This window comes from Acidovorax sp. GW460-11-11-14-LB4, from assembly GCF_059423685.1.
In genome coordinates, this window is the sequence record NZ_JBWKYJ010000021.1 from 44,811 (window position 1) to 62,524 (window position 17,714).

At 60.5% G+C, this 17,714-nt stretch carries 15 protein-coding genes; 9 read left to right on the top strand and 6 right to left on the bottom strand.

Going from position 1 to position 17,714, the window contains the following annotated elements:
• Positions 1-184: 184 nt before the first annotated feature.
• The 3 genes from AC07X4_RS10365 to AC07X4_RS10375 are packed head-to-tail and all read right to left on the bottom strand — an operon-like array spanning position 185 to position 3,529.
• Positions 185-1,447: a type II restriction enzyme NmeDI-related protein gene (locus tag AC07X4_RS10365; protein WP_494740006.1), complete on the bottom strand. Its 1,263-nt coding sequence runs from the start codon at positions 1,445-1,447 to the stop codon at positions 185-187.
• On the bottom strand, positions 1,440-2,846 hold the full coding sequence (locus AC07X4_RS10370; RefSeq protein ID WP_421561396.1) for a heavy metal sensor histidine kinase: 1,407 nt from the start codon (positions 2,844-2,846) through the stop codon (positions 1,440-1,442). The genes AC07X4_RS10365 and AC07X4_RS10370 overlap by 8 nt, the downstream gene beginning before the upstream one ends.
• The gene (locus AC07X4_RS10375; protein WP_015012920.1) at positions 2,843-3,529 is read right to left on the bottom strand and encodes a heavy metal response regulator transcription factor; all 687 of its coding nucleotides are present in this window, start codon (positions 3,527-3,529) and stop codon (positions 2,843-2,845) included. Before AC07X4_RS10375 ends, AC07X4_RS10370 begins: the two co-directional genes overlap by 4 nt.
• Before the next feature lie 144 nt (positions 3,530-3,673).
• Between AC07X4_RS10375 and AC07X4_RS10380 the strand changes: the two genes are divergently transcribed.
• The 6 genes from AC07X4_RS10380 (at position 3,674) to AC07X4_RS10405 (ending at position 8,126) form a co-directional block, all read left to right on the top strand.
• Positions 3,674-3,991, top strand: coding sequence for a hypothetical protein (locus AC07X4_RS10380; protein WP_015012919.1), 318 nt, complete (start codon positions 3,674-3,676; stop codon positions 3,989-3,991).
• A complete protein-coding gene (locus AC07X4_RS10385) occupies positions 3,988-5,421 on the top strand; it encodes a TolC family protein (RefSeq protein WP_494740007.1) in 1,434 nt (477 codons plus the stop codon). Before AC07X4_RS10380 ends, AC07X4_RS10385 begins: the two co-directional genes overlap by 4 nt.
• Before the next feature lie 19 nt (positions 5,422-5,440).
• On the top strand, positions 5,441-6,853 hold the full coding sequence (locus AC07X4_RS10390; protein ID WP_494740008.1) for a multicopper oxidase family protein: 1,413 nt from the start codon (positions 5,441-5,443) through the stop codon (positions 6,851-6,853).
• A gap of 35 nt (positions 6,854-6,888) precedes the next feature.
• A complete protein-coding gene (locus tag AC07X4_RS10395) occupies positions 6,889-7,374 on the top strand; it encodes a cupredoxin domain-containing protein (RefSeq protein ID WP_056419630.1) in 486 nt (161 codons plus the stop codon).
• A gap of 38 nt (positions 7,375-7,412) precedes the next feature.
• Positions 7,413-7,754 carry a copper-binding protein gene (locus tag AC07X4_RS10400; protein WP_056419633.1) on the top strand — a complete coding sequence of 114 codons (342 nt, stop codon included), beginning with the start codon at positions 7,413-7,415 and terminating at the stop codon, positions 7,752-7,754.
• Positions 7,755-7,832: 78 nt separating this feature from the next.
• Positions 7,833-8,126 (top strand): hypothetical protein, encoded by a 294-nt coding sequence (locus AC07X4_RS10405; RefSeq protein WP_131798401.1) that lies wholly within the window; start codon positions 7,833-7,835, stop codon positions 8,124-8,126.
• A gap of 157 nt (positions 8,127-8,283) precedes the next feature.
• On the opposite strand, the gene AC07X4_RS10410 is transcribed toward AC07X4_RS10405, so the two are convergent.
• Both AC07X4_RS10410 and AC07X4_RS10415 read right to left on the bottom strand, forming a co-directional pair.
• Positions 8,284-8,475: a heavy-metal-associated domain-containing protein gene (locus tag AC07X4_RS10410; RefSeq protein ID WP_056637557.1), complete on the bottom strand. Its 192-nt coding sequence runs from the start codon at positions 8,473-8,475 to the stop codon at positions 8,284-8,286.
• A gap of 60 nt (positions 8,476-8,535) precedes the next feature.
• On the bottom strand, positions 8,536-8,970 hold the full coding sequence (locus tag AC07X4_RS10415) for a Cd(II)/Pb(II)-responsive transcriptional regulator (protein ID WP_056637555.1): 435 nt from the start codon (positions 8,968-8,970) through the stop codon (positions 8,536-8,538).
• Between the two features lie 78 nt (positions 8,971-9,048).
• Between AC07X4_RS10415 and AC07X4_RS10420 the strand changes: the two genes are divergently transcribed.
• The gene (locus AC07X4_RS10420) at positions 9,049-11,370 is read left to right on the top strand and encodes a heavy metal translocating P-type ATPase (protein WP_494740009.1); all 2,322 of its coding nucleotides are present in this window, start codon (positions 9,049-9,051) and stop codon (positions 11,368-11,370) included.
• Between the two features lie 11 nt (positions 11,371-11,381).
• Here AC07X4_RS10420 and AC07X4_RS10425 read toward each other — a convergent pair whose 3' ends face one another.
• Entirely contained in the window at positions 11,382-12,437 is a 1,056-nt protein-coding gene (locus tag AC07X4_RS10425; protein ID WP_056637549.1) for a DMT family transporter, read from the bottom strand.
• A 552-nt stretch (positions 12,438-12,989) separates the two neighbouring features.
• On the opposite strand from AC07X4_RS10425, the gene AC07X4_RS10430 reads away from it, so the two are divergent.
• Together AC07X4_RS10430 and AC07X4_RS10435 are read left to right on the top strand one after the other, a co-directional pair.
• Positions 12,990-16,274, top strand: coding sequence for an AAA domain-containing protein (locus tag AC07X4_RS10430; RefSeq protein WP_494740010.1), 3,285 nt, complete (start codon positions 12,990-12,992; stop codon positions 16,272-16,274).
• Positions 16,275-16,512: 238 nt separating this feature from the next.
• A partial coding sequence (locus AC07X4_RS10435) for a phospholipase D-like domain-containing protein (RefSeq protein WP_494740011.1) occupies positions 16,513-17,714 on the top strand: 1,202 nt, incomplete at its 3' end.

Consider the following 17,714-nt stretch of genomic DNA (forward strand, 5'->3'; position numbering starts at 1 on the left):
AGGCAACGCCCAATCGTAGAGATTGGAGTTCGATCTGTAGCTTTCGCAACGCAAGGCGCCACCCGTCAATCCCGCCGTTCGGGATAACAGAAACTTCATCTTGCCGACATCGCCGTGGGTCGCCGCATCCCTGGGGCCCAAAGAGCCGAGCGCAGCGAAGCGCGCCGCACGAAATAGCCGTGGCTCACAGCCGCTGCGAAATCTCCAGCAACGGCTTGATGCTGGACCCAAAGCGGCTCATGGAGGCATGGTTCTGCTCCAGCTGGCTGTAAGGCAAGTACCGGATTCCCAGCTCCGACACCCTGGAGAAGGCAGGCCTTTGAAGTTGCTCAGCGACCTTGTCTCTGCGATTGTCTGGAGCCACCAGAAACAGGGCGCAGTTGCCCGCAACCGGCGTTCCCAGGGCCAGATCGAGCATGCGTACGATGCCCGAATAGATGGACGTGGTGTGTTCGACTTCGAATGCGGCGGCGAATTGCGAGGTCTGGGGATCAACCCATACGACATCGATCAGTCGCACGGACTCCAGTCCTCGGTCCAGGCTGGCGGGCAACTGCGCCATGCATCCATCTCCCAGCAGCCCCCCGCCATAGGCGCGGCCCCGGTCGTTGGACGCTATCCAGACCTCAAATCCGAGCGCCTTGCCCAGGTCGCGCAGCGAAGCCTGGACACCCGTGTGGGTCGCATCGCTCTCGGTCGCTTGGGACAGTTCTCGTTGCAATGCGGTGGATTCCTGCCGCACACGTTCAAGGTCTTCTTGCCAGAGAGCTGTCGCCGCTACATCCATTGCTTGTGGCGGCGCTTCATATCGGCCACTGCCAATGTCAAACATGAGTCCTGCAATCGCGCCCAGATCGTTCGACAGTTTTAGCCGGTACCGCGCGTTCAAGCGCAGCAAGCCCTCCCGCATGGAGAGATAGTGGTCCCAGCGCCCAAGCTTCACGCGCCCCCCGGTCACCGCGTTGAAACCATTGACGATGGCCGTGTTGAAGGGAGAGACCAGCGTTGGGTGGATGAAATACAGCAAGTTGGCGACCGCTGGGCCCAAGCCTTTGATGCCAATCGCATCAATGCGCTGTATGGCGGCCACTACGTCTTCTGCGCAGTCACAGTGATCGCAGGTGTGCAGGAGGTCCGCAAAGGCGCGCTGGTTGCTCGTGTTCTCGTAGATGTCCGGAATCCGCAGCTTGGGCTTCCAGAGGAACGCGTGGTCCGCTCCCTTGAAAATCTGGCGCTGCTCTGCCACGGAACCCACGATCGTCTCCAGCGAGGAGCCTCGGTAGGCGTTGCCAAACGTTCCGCCCCGGATGTCCTCCACCACCTGCGCGATGCCTCGGCGAATGGAGCGGAAGTTCTTGATCCGCTGATCCCACAGGAACCAGGTGTTGTAGGTGCTGCTTGGATGTGCCTTCCAGCAGTCTATGAGGGTTGCCAGGGGGTCATGCATCTGTCGTGAGGTGCTTGCCAATGCTCTGTGCACTGGGGAAATACATCGAAAAACAAGTCCTGCCATCGGCCGAACTCACGGAAATCCGCCCCCGGTGCGCATGAACAATCGCCTGGGTAATGGACAAGCCCAGGCCCGCGCCGTCCGAGTCCAGCTGCTTGCGCGACTTGTCCGCCCTAAAGAAGCGGTCGAACAGGCGGGGGATCATCTGCGCCTCGATGGAAGGTCCAGTGTTGACGACGTCCACGGTGGTTCCGTGCAGGCCCCCCTGGATGTCCACGACCACCAGCTCGCCTGGTGGGGTGTAGCGAATGGCGTTGGACAGGAGATTGCTGAGCGCCCGGCGCAACATCAACCGGTCGCCTGTGATCTCCGCCGTCCCGATCAATTGCAGTCGGACTTGCTTCTCTTCTGCCAAGGCCTCGTAGAAGTCAAACAAAGCCTGAGCTTCATCATGGACCGCGATTCTTTCCGTGCTGGGAAGAATGAGACCGTGGTCAGCCTTGGCCAGGAACAACATGTCAGCCACCATGCGGGCCAGGCGCTGGTACTCCTCGGCGTTGGAGGCCAGTATGTCCTGGTACTCCTCAGAGGAGCGAGCCTGGCTGAGTGTGACCTGCGTCTGTGTCATCAGATTGTTGATCGGCGTACGCAGCTCGTGAGCCAGGTCCGAAGAAAACTCGGACAGGCGGTCGAACTCCTCCTTCAAGCGCCGGAGCATCTCGTTGAGGGTGGTCGCCAGGTCGGCCATCTCCACCGGAAACTCCTGGGTTGGCATCCGCTCATCCAGTCGCTGTGCCGTGATGGCCATAGCGCGGGACCGCATGGCGCGAAGGGGGGCCAATCCATTCTTTGCGGCCCACCAGCCCAGGACCCCAGCCACCAGTGTTGCCAATGCCACGTAGCCCACAAGCACCCAAATCAATTCGTACATGAAGTGCTTGTGGTGGGCAATGTCCACCGCCACCCAGACCTGCAGCGGCGGCTCTGCGGAATCAGGCAGCGTCACGGCTTCGGACATTCCCCGGTACTCACGGTCCTTGATTCGCCACGAGGCGACCCCCAAGCGGGAATGCTGGGTCCGCACGCTCAAGTCCGCAGGAAACTCAAAGTCTTCCGTCGAGTACAGCGATTGACCATTGCGAAGCACGGTGACGAAGAGGCCCTCATGGCTGTGCAAAACGTCATCCAGCCGCGTCTTCAGATCCTGCGGCGACTTCGATTTGCCGATGACTTCACGCGTCAGGTGAACCTTGTCACGCAGTGCATCGCGGTCAAGCTCCACGAAATGCCGGTCAATGGAAATCGCCACGAGAGTTCCCAGTCCAATTAGCACCAGCCCGGAAGCCAAAGTAAAAAAGACCGTCAGCCGTGTCGTGAGCGAGTACCGGGCTTTCACGCACGCTCCTGCGGCGCTTCAAGCACATACCCCATGCCTCGCACCGTCTGGATCAGCTTGGCGTCATAGGCATCGTCAATCTTGGCCCGAAGCCTGCGCATCGCCACCTCGATCACGTTGGAATCGCTGTCGAAATTCATATCCCACACCTGCGACGCGATCAGAGAGCGCGGCAGAACTTCCCCTTGGCGGCGCATCAGCAGCTCCAGGAGTCCGAACTCCTTGGCCGTGAGGTCGATGCGTTTGCCAGATCTGCTGACTCGCCGCCGCAAGAGGTCTAGTTCTAGATCGGCCACCTGGAGGACCGTCACCTCGGTGCCATTGCGACCACGCCTGAGGATGGTGCGCGCTCGCGCCAATAGCTCGGCAAAGGAAAACGGTTTGACCAGGTAGTCGTCCGCCCCCAGTTCCAACCCTTTGATCCGGTCTTGCACCTGATCCTTGGCCGTGAGAAACAGTACGGGCATCTCCAGGCCCCGGCGACGCAGATTGGTGAGCACCTGCCAGCCATCCATCCCAGGAAGCATCACATCCAGGATCACCAGGTCGTAGTCACCTTCCTGGGCCAGATGCAGGCCATCGACTCCGTTGTGAACCAGATCGGCGTTGAACCCTGCCTCACGCAAGCCTTGGCGCAGGTATTCGCCGGTTTTGATTTCATCCTCGACGATCAATATCTTCACGGGATCTCCCTGTCTGCGAATGACGGCAAGTGTGCCTGCAGATCGCGGGCTTTCTTTCAGATGACAAAGATGTAATTAAGCCGTTATGTCGGCGGAAGCCTTGGGATCACACAATGCGTTGCATCAAGAACGCATGGTGAACCTATGAAAATTTCCTGGCTTTCACGACCTATATCAACCCCCTGGCTGGCCGCCGCGCTAATAGCGCCGTCCCTGGCTCTGGCTCAGATGCCAGAGGGCGAATCCGCCAAGGTGGACTATCAGCTTTCGTACCGATCAGCCCTCTCGGGCTACGAAGCCTACAAAGAGCAATCCGTCCAGCCCTGGAAAGCGGCCAATGACAAGGTGGGCGAGATCGGAGGCTGGCGCACCTATGCCAAGGAAATTCGCCAGACGGCACCCACAACCGGCCAGGACCAACCCGCGCAGGGCCATGACGCACACCACGGGGGCAAACAATGAACCGCCCCTTGCACACGCCCCGCGCCAAACTCGTGATCGCCGTGGCCGCAGTGGCGGTCTTGTCTGGTTGCGCCAGCGTGAATCTGGAGCAGAACCTCACCAGCGCCAATACAGCCGCAAGCGGTTTCACGGACGGCCAGCTTACCTTGGCCCGGGACCAGAGCGAGCGGGACGCCTTGCGCCAGCGCGCTTCGGATCTGCTGGCCAAGCCGCTCAGTCAGAAGGATGCCGTTCAACTCGCACTCGTCAATAGCCCATCCCTGCAGGCCATCGTGGCCCAAAACTGGGCGGACGCTTCCACGGCAGCCCAGTCCGGCCGCATCGCCAACCCCATCCTGAGCCTGGAGCGCGTTCGCCTGGGCAGCGAGACGGAGATCGGCCGCCTCCTGTCCTTCGGGCTGCTGGACCTGCTGACCTTGCCGACGCGCAAAGGCATCGCCGAGCAGCGCATCAAGCAGACCCAGTTGCGCCTGAGCAGCGAGGTAGTGGACCAAGTCACGCAGGTACGTCAGGCATGGGTACGCGCCGTTGCCGCGCAACAAACGCTGGCCTACACCCAACAGGTCGTCGCCAGTGCCCAAGCCAGTGCCGAACTGGCCAAGCGCATGCAGGCGGTGGGCAATTTCAACAAGCTTGACCGTGCACGCCAGCAAGCGTTCTATGCCGACACAGCGACCCAGCTGGCCAGTGCCCAGCACCAAGTCACGGCAGCCCGTGAGGAACTGGTCCGGCTGCTGGGTCTGGACGACAGCCAAGCCCAACAGCTCAAGTTGCCTGAGCGCCTGCCCACACTGCCCAAGGAGCCGCTGTCCCCATCGGACGCTGGCCGCCAAGCGTCTAAGGGGCGGCTGGATCTGCAGATCGCGAAGGCTGACTACGACGCAGCTGCACGCGCGCAAGGCTGGAACAGGATCACGACCTTCACAGACATCGAGTTGGGCGTGCGGCGCGACTCTGTCTTTGATGCCGCCGAGAACACCCACTCCACGCGGCGCGGCTTCGAGATCAGCCTGCAGCTGCCGATCTTCGACTGGGGTGGAATGCGGCGCGACGCCATGAATGCGCAGACCCTGGCTGCGGCCAACCGCCTGGAAGCAACCGCACGCGCGGCGGGTTCGAACCTTAGGGAGAGCTACTCCGCGTACCGCACTGCATATGACATCGCGCGTCACCACCGCGACGAGGTGATTCCCCTGCGAAAAACCATCTCCGAAGAAAACCAGCTTCGCTACAACGGGATGCTGATCAGCGTTTTCGAATTGCTGGCGGACTCCCGCGATCAGGTCAGCTCGGTGATGGCGGCCCTGAACGCCGAACAGCAGTTCTGGCTGGCGGATGCTGCTCTTCAGGCCTCTCTCATCGGCAAGCCCACCAGCGCTGGCGTCTCGGGCGGCGGCGCAGCCGCTGCCGAAGCCGGTGCAGGCCACTGATCCCCTCAAGGAAACCAACATGAATTCAAGAAGAGATTTTTTCCGGTTTGCTGGCATTGCCGGAGGGGCAGTGGCCGCAGCGACTGTGAGCCGCGTGGCGATGGCCGCACTGCCAGAGCCCATTTTCCAGGGCAGCGCCGACACCATGGCCCCCTTGGTGCCCAACTCCGGGCGCCCCTACAACCCGGTGGTCACGCTCAACGGCTGGACGCTGCCCTGGCGCATGAACCAGGGGGTCAAGGAGTTCCACCTGGTGGCAGAACCCGTTGTGCGCGAAATGGCCCCTGGCTTCAAGGCCCACCTGTGGGGATACAACGGCCAGAGTCCTGGTCCCACCATTGAAGTGGTGGAAGGCGACCGCGTTCGCATTTTTGTGACCAACAAGCTGCCCGAGCACACCAGCATCCACTGGCATGGACAGCGTTTGCCCAATGGCATGGACGGTGTGGCTGGATTGAACCAGCCCGCAATCCAGTCGGGCAAGACCTTCGTCTACGAGTTCGTGGCACGCCGCCCGGGCACCTTCATGTACCACCCGCATGCCGATGAAATGACCCAGATGGCCATGGGCATGATGGGCTTCTGGATCACGCATCCGAAGACCAAGCATCCGCTGATTGATGAAGTGAATCGAGACTTTTGCTTCCTGCTCAGTGCGTATGACATTGAGCCCGGGGCCGCGACGCCCAAGGTTGCAGAGATGACGAACTTCAATCTGTGGACATGGAACAGCCGCATCTTTCCTGGCATCGACTCCTTGAACGTCCGGCTCAACGACAAGGTGCGTATTCGCATCGGCAACCTCACCATGACCAACCACCCGATGCACTTGCACGGTCACGAGTTTTTGGTGACGGGCACGGATGGTGGTCCTACACCCAAGAGCACCCGTCTCTATGAAGTGACCACCGACGTGGCCGTGGGCCAGATGCGCCAGATCGAGTTCCTCGCGGACGAAGAAGGTGACTGGGCATTCCACTGCCACAAGAGCCACCACACCATGAACGCAATGGGTCACGACATTCCCACCATGATTGGCGTAGACCACCGGGGCGTGGCCAAGAAGATCAACAACCTGATTCCCGACTACATGGTCATGGGCGAACGGGGCATGGCGGACATGACCGAGATGGAGATGCCTATTCCGGACAACACCGTCCCCATGATGACCGGGGAAGGCCCCTTCGGCTCGGTGGAGATGGGTGGCATGTTCAGTGTCCTGAAGGTGCGCCGCGACCAGAAGCCAGGCGACTACAAGAACCCGGGTTGGTACAAAAACCCGGAGGGCACGGTGGCGTATGAGTACACCGGTCCGATGGCGGAGCCTGCCCGCTTCAAAGCCGAGGGCGGCCAGTCCATGCCCCGCAAAGAGAAGTCCAGTTCGGACACTGTCGTCAAGGTCAAAAAGCCGTCTTCGCACAGCGGCCACTGATCGCCTCCTTTCCTCATCCACAACCCAAGGTAACTATGAAACGCACTCTTTCCCTGATCGCCGCCTCCGCCCTGGTGGCCCTGTCCTTCAACAGCTTTGCGGGCGGTACCCACAGCGGCGGTCACGGCCATGGAAGCGAGGAGTCAGCCATCGGCGAACCAGGCAAAGCCTCCAAAGTCAGTCGCACAATCAACGTGGACATGGCTGACACCATGCGCTTCACGCCCGCCGCGATCTCCGTCAAGCAGGGCGAAACGGTCAAGTTCGTGATCAAGAACAGTGGCCAGGTCAAGCATGAGTTCAGCCTGGGCACCGATGCCGAACTCAAGGAGCACTACGAGACGATGAAGAAGTTCCCGGACATGGAGCATGACGAGCCCAGCAAGGTGTCGCTGGCCCCCGGCAAGCAAGGCGAAATCATCTGGCAGTTCACCAAGGCTGGCGAAGTGAAGTTCGCCTGCCTGTACCCAGGCCACTACGACGCAGGCATGAAGGGCCAGGTCACGGTGGTCAAGAAGTAATCGGGGAATCCCTGCACGCAATTGAACAAGGAGCTCGTATGAAAAACGCAAACACTTTATTGATCGGCGCTATGTTGTCGCTGGTCACTCTCATGCCGCTGTCGGCCGTGGCGCAGGCCGCTGGAGACGCCGGAAAAGCCGCATCCACGACCGCAGCCTCCATGACCGATGGAGAGGTGCGCAAGATCGACAAGGACGCCGGAAAAATCACCATCAAGCATGGCGACATCAAGCACTTGGAGATGCCGGGGATGACCATGGTGTTTGCTGCCAAGGACAAGGCCCTGCTCGACAAGGCGCAGGTCGGCGACAAGATCCGCTTCATGGTGATCAACGAGGGCGGAAAGATGGTGGTCACCGCCATCGAGCCTGCCAAGTAAGCGCAAAAAGTGTCTCGATACGCCCTCAAGAAAAGGGGGCGTTCTTCTGTTCGCACGTCAACCTACCAAGGAAAAATCATGAGAACTCTCCTTATCGCCCTGGCCATGACCGCCGCATCGTCCGCATTCGCCGCTGGCGACACCCAAGAGGCCACGCCCTACACCAACTCCAAGGCGCAAGCGCATGGCGAGGAACACAAAAAGGCCCGTCCTGCGACCGGTGTGAAGCGGACCAAGGATGGCAGTACGGCGCGGGGTGAAGGCTCTGGCATCGCCGACACCAGCAAGGCCGAAGCCCGTGGTCAGGAAAAGGCCAATGCGCGTGAAGCCATGCCGCACAAGGAAGCCACTCCGGGCTCCACGCCCAAGTAGTTCCGAGACAGAGAGGTGGCAAAAAAGTAGCAACCGCCCAAAGACCTCAGGCCGACCATCGCTGCGTCAAGGCGATGGTCGGCGGCTCCAAGGCGGTGTCAATGCCCGCCGCGATGAACGTGTGCCGGAGCAGATCTTTTGCGGTACGGACGCGTAGTCAAGAGGGCGGGTAGCCCGCCTCGGTGAGCGCTTCCGCAAGCGTCAGGCGGTCTTCAGCACTCTGCACCGTAACCAAGCGCTTGGACATGTCCACCTGCACCTTGCAGCCAGGATCCACCATCTGCAGTGTCTGGTTCACCATCCCTGCGCAGTGCCCGCAGGTCATGTCGGGAAGCTGGAATTCATGCATTTACTTCTCGTGGCAAAGAGTTGAGAGGAGTGCAGTCTCGGACTTGCCACAGTGGCAAGGTCAACCACTTTTTCCTCCATGGCACAGACACGCCTCGCCATGGGCGGCCGCGACAAGCTCATTAAGAATTCCACAGCTCTGATGCGCATGCTCTCCACTGCATGCTGAGCGCAGCTGCAGCAGTTGCTTTTCCAACGCCATCATGCTGATGAGACGAGCGCGCAGCCGACTTAGCTGGTCGTCAATCAGATTGTTGACGTCTGCGCACGCCTCCTGGGGCGCATCTAGCGCACCCAACAGGCTCCTCACATCTGCCAGTGGGATGTCGAGTGCCCTACAGTGCCGTACAAAGGACAGCCGCTCCAGGTGAGCGGGAGCATAGTTGCGATAGCCGTTGGCCAGCCGCGCGGGCTGGGGCAACAAGCCTTCCTTTTCGTAAAAACGGATCGTTTCGGCGTCAACGCCTGTTGCGGCGGCCAGTTCCTTGATCTGCATGTTGAGAGCTGGATATTGGAGGTCTTGACACTGTAGCTACTCCAAGGTTTCCAATCGAGGCATCAAGGAGAGAAATTTATGAAATCCTGCTGCGACGAAGCACAAAAACCAACCTCCCAGGACCCATGCTGCGCTCCAGCCGCTCCCGTCTCTACTCAGCTTGATTCCTGTTGCGCCAGCCCGGTTGCGGCCTCTCCAGATACTTGCTGTACCCCACATTCGCTAGCAACCGCAGCGCCTTCGTTTGCAAATGGGCGTGGCCCCCAGGGAGCCATGTTCCGCATCGAGGCCATGGACTGCGCAGCCGAAGAAAGTGAGATCCGCCGCGCGCTGAAGTCAATTGCCGGGGTGCGCGGCCTGGGGTTTCAGCTCGGCGCACGCACGCTGACCATTGACGCCCCTGATGCTGTGATTCCTCAAGCCTTGGCGGCCATTCGCAAGGCAGGGTTCGACCCGCAGCCCGTGGCAACCGCTGCGGCAACGGGCGAAGCCCCTGGGCGGGCCTCCACCACCGACGAACTCGGGCGTATGGGGTTGGCGCTGGGCCTGGCCGTCTGCGCCGAAGCCGTGGCCTTCTTCTCTCCAGACACGCTGGCCTTCAAGGGCATTGGCATGGCCCTGGCGGCGGCGGCCATCTGGCTGGCGGGCTTTTCCACCTACCGCAAGGGGTTTGCCGCCTTGCTGCAGGGACGGCTGAACATCAATGCGCTGATGACGGTGGCCGTGACCGGCGCGTTTCTCATTGGCCAATGGCCAGAAGCCGCCATGGTGATGGCCCTCTATGCCATTGCTGAATTGATCGAAGGCCGCGCGGTAGACCGTGCACGCAATGCCATCAAGAGCCTGTTGGATCTCACGCCCGAGACGGCCGAAGTACGCCAGCCTGACGGCAGCTGGAAATCGGTGGCCGCTGCACAGGTTCCCGTCAACGCCATCGTCCGGGTCAGGCCGGGCGAGCGCATGCCGCTGGACGGCACGGTGGCCGTTGGGACCAGCGCAGTCAACCAGGCGCCGGTCACGGGAGAGAGCATTCCGGTGGACAAGGTTCCTGGAGATCCCGTGTTTGCTGGCACCATCAACGAAACAGGCACCCTGGAGGTGATGGTCACGGCAGAGGCCAGCAACACCACCTTGGCCCGCATCATTCACTCGGTGGAACAGGCGCAGGGCTCACGCGCCCCCACACAGCAGTTCGTGGACCGGTTTGCTGCCATTTACACCCCGGCTGTGTTCATCATGGCCGTTCTTGTGGCGACGCTCACTCCGGTCTTTATGGACCTGACGTGGGTGGATGCCGTCTACAAGGCTCTGGTACTGCTGGTCATCGCCTGCCCCTGTGCGCTGGTGATCGCAACGCCGGTGACGGTGGTCAGTGGTCTGGCTTCTGCGGCCCGGCGTGGCATCCTCATCAAGGGCGGGGTTTACCTGGAAGACGCGCACAAACTCAAGGTCATTGCGCTCGACAAGACCGGCACGATCACGGAAGGAAAACCCAAACTGGTGGCCCAGCACGTGCTGGCCAGAACGTATCCCGAAACCCAGATTCTGGGCTGGGCGGCGGACCTGGCCGGTCACTCTGACCACCCCGTGTCCAAGGCCATCGCGCAAGGACTGTCTGCTGGCCAGGGCATCGTGGCAGGCTTCACGGCCCTTGCCGGACGTGGTGTGGAAGCCCAGCTTGATGGCCAACCCCTGATTCTCGGGAATCACCGGCTCATCGAGGAACGGGGTCTTTGCAGCCCCGCCATTGAGACGCTGCTACAGGCACAGGAATCGCAGGGCCGCACGGTGACCCTTCTGGCCAGTCAATCGGAGGTTCTTGCCATCTTTGCGGTGGCCGACACCATCAAGGACAGCTCACGGGAGGCCATCGCCCAGCTACACGCGCTGGGAATCGCCTCGGTCATGCTGACCGGAGACAACCAAGCCACGGCAGAGACCATCGCCAAACAGGCGGGCATCGACCAGGCGCATGGAAACCTGCTGCCAGAAGACAAGCTGTCGGCCATTGAGCAGATGCAGGCCCAGTACGGTGCCACGGCGATGACGGGGGATGGCATCAATGACGCACCTGCGCTGGCACGCGCCGACATCGGCCTTGCCATGGGTGCAGCAGGAACCGACACGGCCATGGAGGCTGCGGACATCGTCATCATGAATGACGATCTGCGCCGCATCCCCGAAGTCATCCAGCTCTCCAGGCGCACGCGGGGCATCCTTCTTCAGAACATCGTGCTGGCGCTGGGTATCAAGACGGTGTTCTTGGTGCTTGCGGTCTTTGGGAACGCGTCGATGTGGATGGCGGTTTTTGCGGACATGGGGGCCAGCCTCCTGGTGGTTGGCAATGGGCTGAGGCTGCTGCGCGGCACGCGCGCTCACGCGGTCCGCGCTGTTGGTTAGATCTAGCGGGTTCAGTGAACGTGCTGATGGTGCACGTCAGGAGCATGGGGATGGGCGTGGGTCACAGGCTCATGGGTGTGCTTGTGGCTGTGGCTGCCAGTTGGCATTACTACGTGCACATGTGCATGGTGCCCATCGTCGTGCCGGTGAGCATGCTCATGCTCCAGCACTTCGTGCGTGTGCTCGTGTCCATGGCTTTCCGCCAGATGGAGCATTACTCCCGCCAACATGAACACTCCACCCAAGAGCATAAACCACCCCGCAGAGCGTTCCCCGAAACCGAAGGCCACGGCAGCACCAATGAAGGGCGCGAAGGCGAACACCGAGCCCGTCCGCGCCGCACCAAATGCCCGCTGGGCCAGGAGGTAACAGCGCAGACTCAGGCCGTAACCAGTGGCTCCAACGGCGAGAAGTCCCAGTGCTGCGGACAGGGAAGGCAAAGGCTCCCCAGTCGAAACAGCCAATGCAGCCGTCGCTGCGGCCCCCAGGGTGGCCTTGGCCATCACCACCTGGCTGGGGTCGCGCTCAGCCAGCCCACGGGACAAGGTGTTGTCCACCCCCCAGGCGACCGTGGCCAGCAGCACGGCAAGCAGCCCCAGCAACTGCACGCCTCCTTGCAGGCCTTGGTCCAGAACGAGCGCCATTCCTCCTGCGAGCAGCAACAGCATGGCGGCCCACACGCGGCGGTCCATGGTTTCGCTGTACAGCCACCATGCCAGCGTGGCGGTGAACAGCGCTTCCAGAGTGAGCATGAGCGACGCGCTGGCTCCGCTCGTGTGCTGCAGGCCCCAGGCCAGGGCCACCGGCCCCAGCGCGGCGCCAAAGCCAGCCATCGCCAGAAGGCGCGGAATGTCGGACCTCTGCACTCGCGCTTCATGCGCAGCAGTCCGCAGCGACAGTGCCCCGATCAGGGCCGCTCCTAAGTACAGCAGCGCTGCGGTCGTGAAGGCCCCGAGCCCTGCGCCCAGCCTCTGTACCGCGGGCGTGCTGATGCCGAAGAGTACAGCCGCCAGCAGGGCGAGAAAGCCACCGCGCAAGGCGGGAAGATGCAAAGGGTCACGCTTCATAGGTGAGGGATTTGAGCACGACATCGGAGTCTGGTAATCCCCAGAACTGGACAAGGCAAGGGGTTCAAAGACGGAAATAGCTGACTCGACGAGAAGTGGAAGGTCTGCTTTCGAAGAAAGCGGCCAACGACATTGTCAGACTGAGCGACGGCAACCAGCCTGGTTCTGCCATTCGTGAGAGCTGTTCTACAGCGGTTGCGTCCGTTCGAGGTAGGATGCCAATGTGCTCAGCCTCAAGCCGTGGTCGGTTCACCTTGCAGCTCTGGAACTCCAATGACCGGTTGTCATGGCACTGTAGTCATCTAGACTAGCAAGTCACTGATCGCCCCTTTTTTGAAGGCGACAGCTGTTTGCTGCTGGGACTTGTCGGCATAGTGCTCAGTTGCCGCTCTTGACCAGAGCGTATCGCTCCATGATCCTGTCGGCTCGATGCTCTAGCCGCGCCGCAGAAGCGGCGTTTTGCTGGTTCTAGGGAAATTACTCGCCTGTATGAATTCGCGTTCTTTCTTGATATGCGACTTTGCGATGTCGGACTTGAGACGTTCCGGTGGAATGTCGGAGATCGTCCAGGCAAAGCTGAATTCGACGGGCGAAACCTGTGCACTCAAATTTTCCCGTCGCGGTGACAGCGACTCCCAGGCTGTTGCGAGTTTCTCTCGTGAGGCCAATGCACTCAGTGACATATCCCATCGAAACATTGTCCGCCTGCTCGGAATCGGTACTGATGGTGCTAAGAGATTCTTGGCGCTCGAGTGGCTCGAGGAAACACTAAGCGACTACATCTTGTCGATCGGCCCGATGGAGTGGCCGTCTTTCTACGAGAACGTGGGAAGGCCGATCCTCGAAGGGCTCGAGCACGCCCACGGGCGGGGTTACGCCCATCGAGACCTAAAGCCGCTCAACATCATGCTGAGTCGGATGCGGGAACCGAAATTGACGGACTTCGGAATTTCACGGCATACGGAAGATCAGCGAAATGGGTACACGTTCGCCGGCATGGGAAGCGCCCCTTGGACGCCAGCCGAGCTGGATGATGGCGTCTTCAGTGAGCGCCGCGACCTCTATTCCTGGGCCGCGATTTGCGTAGCGTGTTTAACGGGGCGACTCGACTACAAGAGCGTCGCTGAACTGCGGGCAAAAGTGAAGGAGCTTGGACTTCTGGCGCCTCAGAGGCTGCTGGAGCAATGTATGTCGGACTCGCCTCTAGATCGCCCTGCATCCGCCTCCTTGCTGATTTGGAATCTGGACGACTACCACCGCGCAAGACTGGCTGACACAGATCGTGCTCGACTGGTTGGCATCGAGATGTCCGGCCAAGTCCATGAGAGGCTGCTGGACCTGCTGCCCCATGAGGCCGATGCCGATGCACGTGTGCGCCGACTACAGCAAGACTTTGCCGATCCCTGTGAGGTCTCCCTCCTGAACGAGGGAGACCTGGAATTCGCAGGACAAACTCTGGTAGTCCGTGCCAAGCGAGGATCGACCGACTCGCCTTGGCTGATAGTCAACGACATCCGCGCCGCATCATTAGTTGTCGCTGCAGCAGCAACTGCCCGCCTTACCGTGGAGTTTGTCGAGCGTCGCCCCGGCGTGCCCGTTAATCCGGAACTGCGCGCGAACATCAGCTTCATTGAGTCTTTCCTCCGCTCCACAGAGGTGAGGGCGAAGGAAGAGCAGCGCCGTCGCGACGAAGAGCGCTACCTGAACATGCTGCAGGATACGGTCACTGCTCGAATGCGCGCACTGCGCGACATGCCTGCGCTTGAATATGTGGATGGCAGATGGGATGGCGGCGAGTTCGTCGTGAACGTAGTTGGGGCGCATTCTTTGAAGCTAGGCGAAAAGCGCGTCGTTCGAACTGCCAAAGCGGTCTTGGTGCTGCAAGTCACGCGGGTGCAGTATGACCAGGCACACTTTCTCCTGATCGGCCAAAGAAGGCAGATCCCCTCAGAGGGCGTGCTTCGCGTGGACACCGGCGCACAGCGTCGTGCACTGGAGCGCCAGGAGGAGGCCGTGAAGGCCCTGCGGTCTGACACAGCGGTCATGCCAAACCTGCGTCAACTGCTGCTTCGCCCCGGCACCGCTGATGCTCCCGAGTCGGGCGGCCGCCCAAGCCCCGACGGGCTGAGCGAAGACAAGGTGAAGGTGCTCGACGCGGCATTGGGTATGCGTCAAATCATGGTCGTCGAGGGCCCCCCGGGCACTGGCAAAACGACGCTGATCACTGCAATCGTGAAGCAGTTTCTGCGCGAGCATCCTGGCAGCAGAGTGCTACTGGCAGCCCAAACGCACATCGCGATCGATCACGTCGTGAGCAAGCTTCTCAAGGACGAGAGTCTCGCAGATCGCATCGTGCGAGTGGCTCGAGCTGATGAAGAAAAGGTCGCTGATGATGTGCGCCCGGCACTGCTGGATCGATGCCTGGCGCGCTGGTGCCAGAACGCTGCCGAGCAGTCTCGAAAGTTCCTTGCCCAACGCGGCTTGGAAGTGGGCCTTAAAGCCCTGGACGTTGAACTCTCGATTCGCTTAGAAATGCTCCTTGCGGCCTGCAAGCGCCAGCAAGTCGTGGTGTCTTCACTTGAAGATGCTGGACAGCGCCTTGACGCAGCCGAGACGCGAGCCGTGATAGCTCCGGAGGCAGACGTCAGTGGGCTTGAAACTGCCACAGTCGAGACCCTCACGATGGCAGAGCTGGATCTAGAGCGAGATCAGCTAGGAGAGCACATAGCACGCCTGCGTGAAGAACTTCGTGCGTTGGGGCCTGACGGGCAATTATTAGCTGAAGTGCCCGAGAACGAGCAAGCGAGCTGGCTGGAAATGCTGGAACAGCGCGGCGAGGCATGGCCAGGTTTTCGCAAACAACTTGAGCTACAGGTCGCTTGGCTCGACGTGCTGGGGCAGTTGAGGCAGCTTGAGGAAGTTGTTTTACGCGGCGCCTCCGTGGTGGCCGGGACCTGTGTTGGCCTGGGAAGTAGCGAGGCGTTCTCCAAGACCCGATTCGACCTGTGCATCATTGATGAGGCGTCAAAGGCAACACCCACTGAGGCCTTGGTGCCCATAGTTCGAAGCGAGCAATGCCTGATCGTCGGTGATCCGAAGCAGTTGCCGCCCTTCGACGGGGATGCCGTGGAAGTGGATGGGTACGGCGCCGACGAAGCCAAAGAAACCCTGCTCGACTACCTAATCCCCCGTCTAACTCCAGCCTGCGTCGAACGATTGACTCACCAGCATCGAATGTGCGCAGGCATAGGCGGATTGATTAGCCGCTGCTTCTATTTCGGTACCTTAGAGAACAAGCGCCCAGATTCGGAACGCCCGGAGTGGCTGCGCAAGAAATTTTCGAAGCCGGTTGTTTGGATTGATACACCCAACTCACCACAACAGCGGCGCATCCACACGTATACGAATGCTGGAGAACAAGACGTTGTTCTAGCTCAGCTTAAAACGATCCAATACTGCGCCAGCCGCGCCCAACAGAAGGCCTCCGTTGCTGTGATTGCAGGGTACGCAGCTCAGGCTGACGCGCTCAATTCACGCATCCAGCGAGACTCTTTTGCTTCTTTGTCTATCGAGGTAGCTACCGTCGATTCTTTTCAGGGTAAGGAAGCGGATATCTGCATATTCTCGGTAACGCTGAGCAATTCGGCTGACTTCCTAGGCTTCCTTCGAAGCATGAAGCGGCTGAACGTCGCGCTTTCCCGCCCCAAAGACTTGTTGATCATCGTTGGAAACCAGACGTTCTGCTACCAAGCTACCGGTGAAAACCCGTTCGTCAAGGTCATCGACTACATTGAGGCCAATCCGGCTTCGTGCGAGACGCGTCGTGATAGCAACTGAAGCGATAAGACTGGCGGCGGCTCATCTCTCCGAAGGCGACGAGATTCCTTCGGCTGTGGCCCCCGCTGCCATCCCGGTTTTTATGGTTCGATTGACCGCAGTCTGTGTCGAGCGACGCGATCTGGGAGTGATTAGGGAGTTCGCGCTTCGGGCATTGGCCGTCGGCTTTGCGTCAGGTTCGGCGATGGCGGGATTTCTCGGCGTTAGTCAGCAAGAGATAGATTTAGAGTTGGAGTCCATGAAAGCCGAGCTCTTTATCAGCAGACAAGCATCGGGCGACTACCAGCTTCTGGAAAAGGGCCGGATGGCCATCAGCAACAGTGGCCTGCCGCGCGTCACCGATCGGGAGGCTGCATGCTATGTGAACGGCGTCACTCGACGGATCGAACAAGCAATCGGAGAACTGGCACCCAAACGGAGGCTGCCCGACGGGACAATCGTCCTTCCAGCCGTGCCAGCGCGACCGCCTCGCGTAGAAGAGCTTGACTTGGCCGGTGTGCGCGCAAACATGCTACTCGCAAAAAACTCGCTGCCCCGGCTCTTGGAAGTCTCCAGACTCGGGCGCGTAGTGCGAACCTCAAACCTCTTCGCCACTGGCCATCTTATGGTGCGTAGAGGCGCGCACGCGGTACCTATCATCTGCGTCGATGGCGCCGCCGACTCGGACCTCGCGCGCAGACTTGGAGGTCACCCTGCCCTTCAGGCGCTGAAGGGATGCATTGATAGGCAAGAGAAGCAGGTCCGTCGATTGTTGACACAGCTTTCGCCAAAGATGCGTGGTGCAACCCAGTTGCCGCCGGAGTCAGTCCGAAAGGCGATCGCAACCTACGTTGCGCATATCGATGCTGAGGGAGAGGAAAGGGCGAAGGCCAAGACGTCCTTTCTGTTTGCGGCCAAAGCCCTGACCCAAGTAACCCACTGGGCCACTGGCCTGGAGTTTGAGGTTCTCTTTGGCGCGGCGCTGATGTCCGCAAAAAGTCGGTTGCTGGTGGTTGCCCCGAGCGTCGTCGAGTTGACTGGGGCAAACCGGGCAGCTCTCTTCCAGGAAGCAGTTCGCAGTGGCGTCAAGGTCGAGCTTCACCTGCCGCCCTCCGAATCGCGAGTCCTCGATCGCCGCGAAGACCTGCGAGCTGGCCTAATGGGCGTTCAGATCGAGCAATTGAAGTCGGCTGCAGAGTGGTTTGGTTTCTGCTGCGACGACTCGTACACGGTCATCGGCGCGACACGACATGAGACAACCTCGATGGGGCGGTTCGACTATGTATTCGGGGCACTGATCGTCAACGAGCCCGAGAAACTGCTGCGCGAGATGGCTGTCAAATTTGGCGGCGTTGCTGTCACAGTCCGACAAAAGCGCAAGCTTGGGGGTGCGGATAAAAACTTGGACTGGTTTTATGCCGCAAGTCCAAGACTCACCCGGTATTCGATCGGGCTGAGGGC

Excerpts from the sequence above, each read along its gene's own strand:
- AC07X4_RS10390 (WP_494740008.1), top strand. The coding sequence starts at position 5,441 with ATGAATTCAAGAAGAGATTTTTTCCGGTTTGCTGGCATTGCCGGAGGG.
- AC07X4_RS10365 (WP_494740006.1), bottom strand. The coding sequence starts at position 1,447 with ATGCATGACCCCCTGGCAACCCTCATAGACTGCTGGAAGGCACATCCA.
- AC07X4_RS10420 (WP_494740009.1), top strand. The coding sequence starts at position 9,049 with ATGAAATCCTGCTGCGACGAAGCACAAAAACCAACCTCCCAGGACCCA.
- AC07X4_RS10410 (WP_056637557.1), bottom strand. The coding sequence starts at position 8,475 with ATGCATGAATTCCAGCTTCCCGACATGACCTGCGGGCACTGCGCAGGG.
- AC07X4_RS10380 (WP_015012919.1), top strand. The coding sequence starts at position 3,674 with ATGAAAATTTCCTGGCTTTCACGACCTATATCAACCCCCTGGCTGGCC.
- AC07X4_RS10405 (WP_131798401.1), top strand. The coding sequence starts at position 7,833 with ATGAGAACTCTCCTTATCGCCCTGGCCATGACCGCCGCATCGTCCGCA.
- AC07X4_RS10395 (WP_056419630.1), top strand. The coding sequence starts at position 6,889 with ATGAAACGCACTCTTTCCCTGATCGCCGCCTCCGCCCTGGTGGCCCTG.
- AC07X4_RS10430 (WP_494740010.1), top strand. The coding sequence starts at position 12,990 with ATGTCGGAGATCGTCCAGGCAAAGCTGAATTCGACGGGCGAAACCTGT.
- AC07X4_RS10385 (WP_494740007.1), top strand. The coding sequence starts at position 3,988 with ATGAACCGCCCCTTGCACACGCCCCGCGCCAAACTCGTGATCGCCGTG.
- AC07X4_RS10425 (WP_056637549.1), bottom strand. The coding sequence starts at position 12,437 with ATGAAGCGTGACCCTTTGCATCTTCCCGCCTTGCGCGGTGGCTTTCTC.
- AC07X4_RS10415 (WP_056637555.1), bottom strand. The coding sequence starts at position 8,970 with ATGCAGATCAAGGAACTGGCCGCCGCAACAGGCGTTGACGCCGAAACG.
- AC07X4_RS10400 (WP_056419633.1), top strand. The coding sequence starts at position 7,413 with ATGAAAAACGCAAACACTTTATTGATCGGCGCTATGTTGTCGCTGGTC.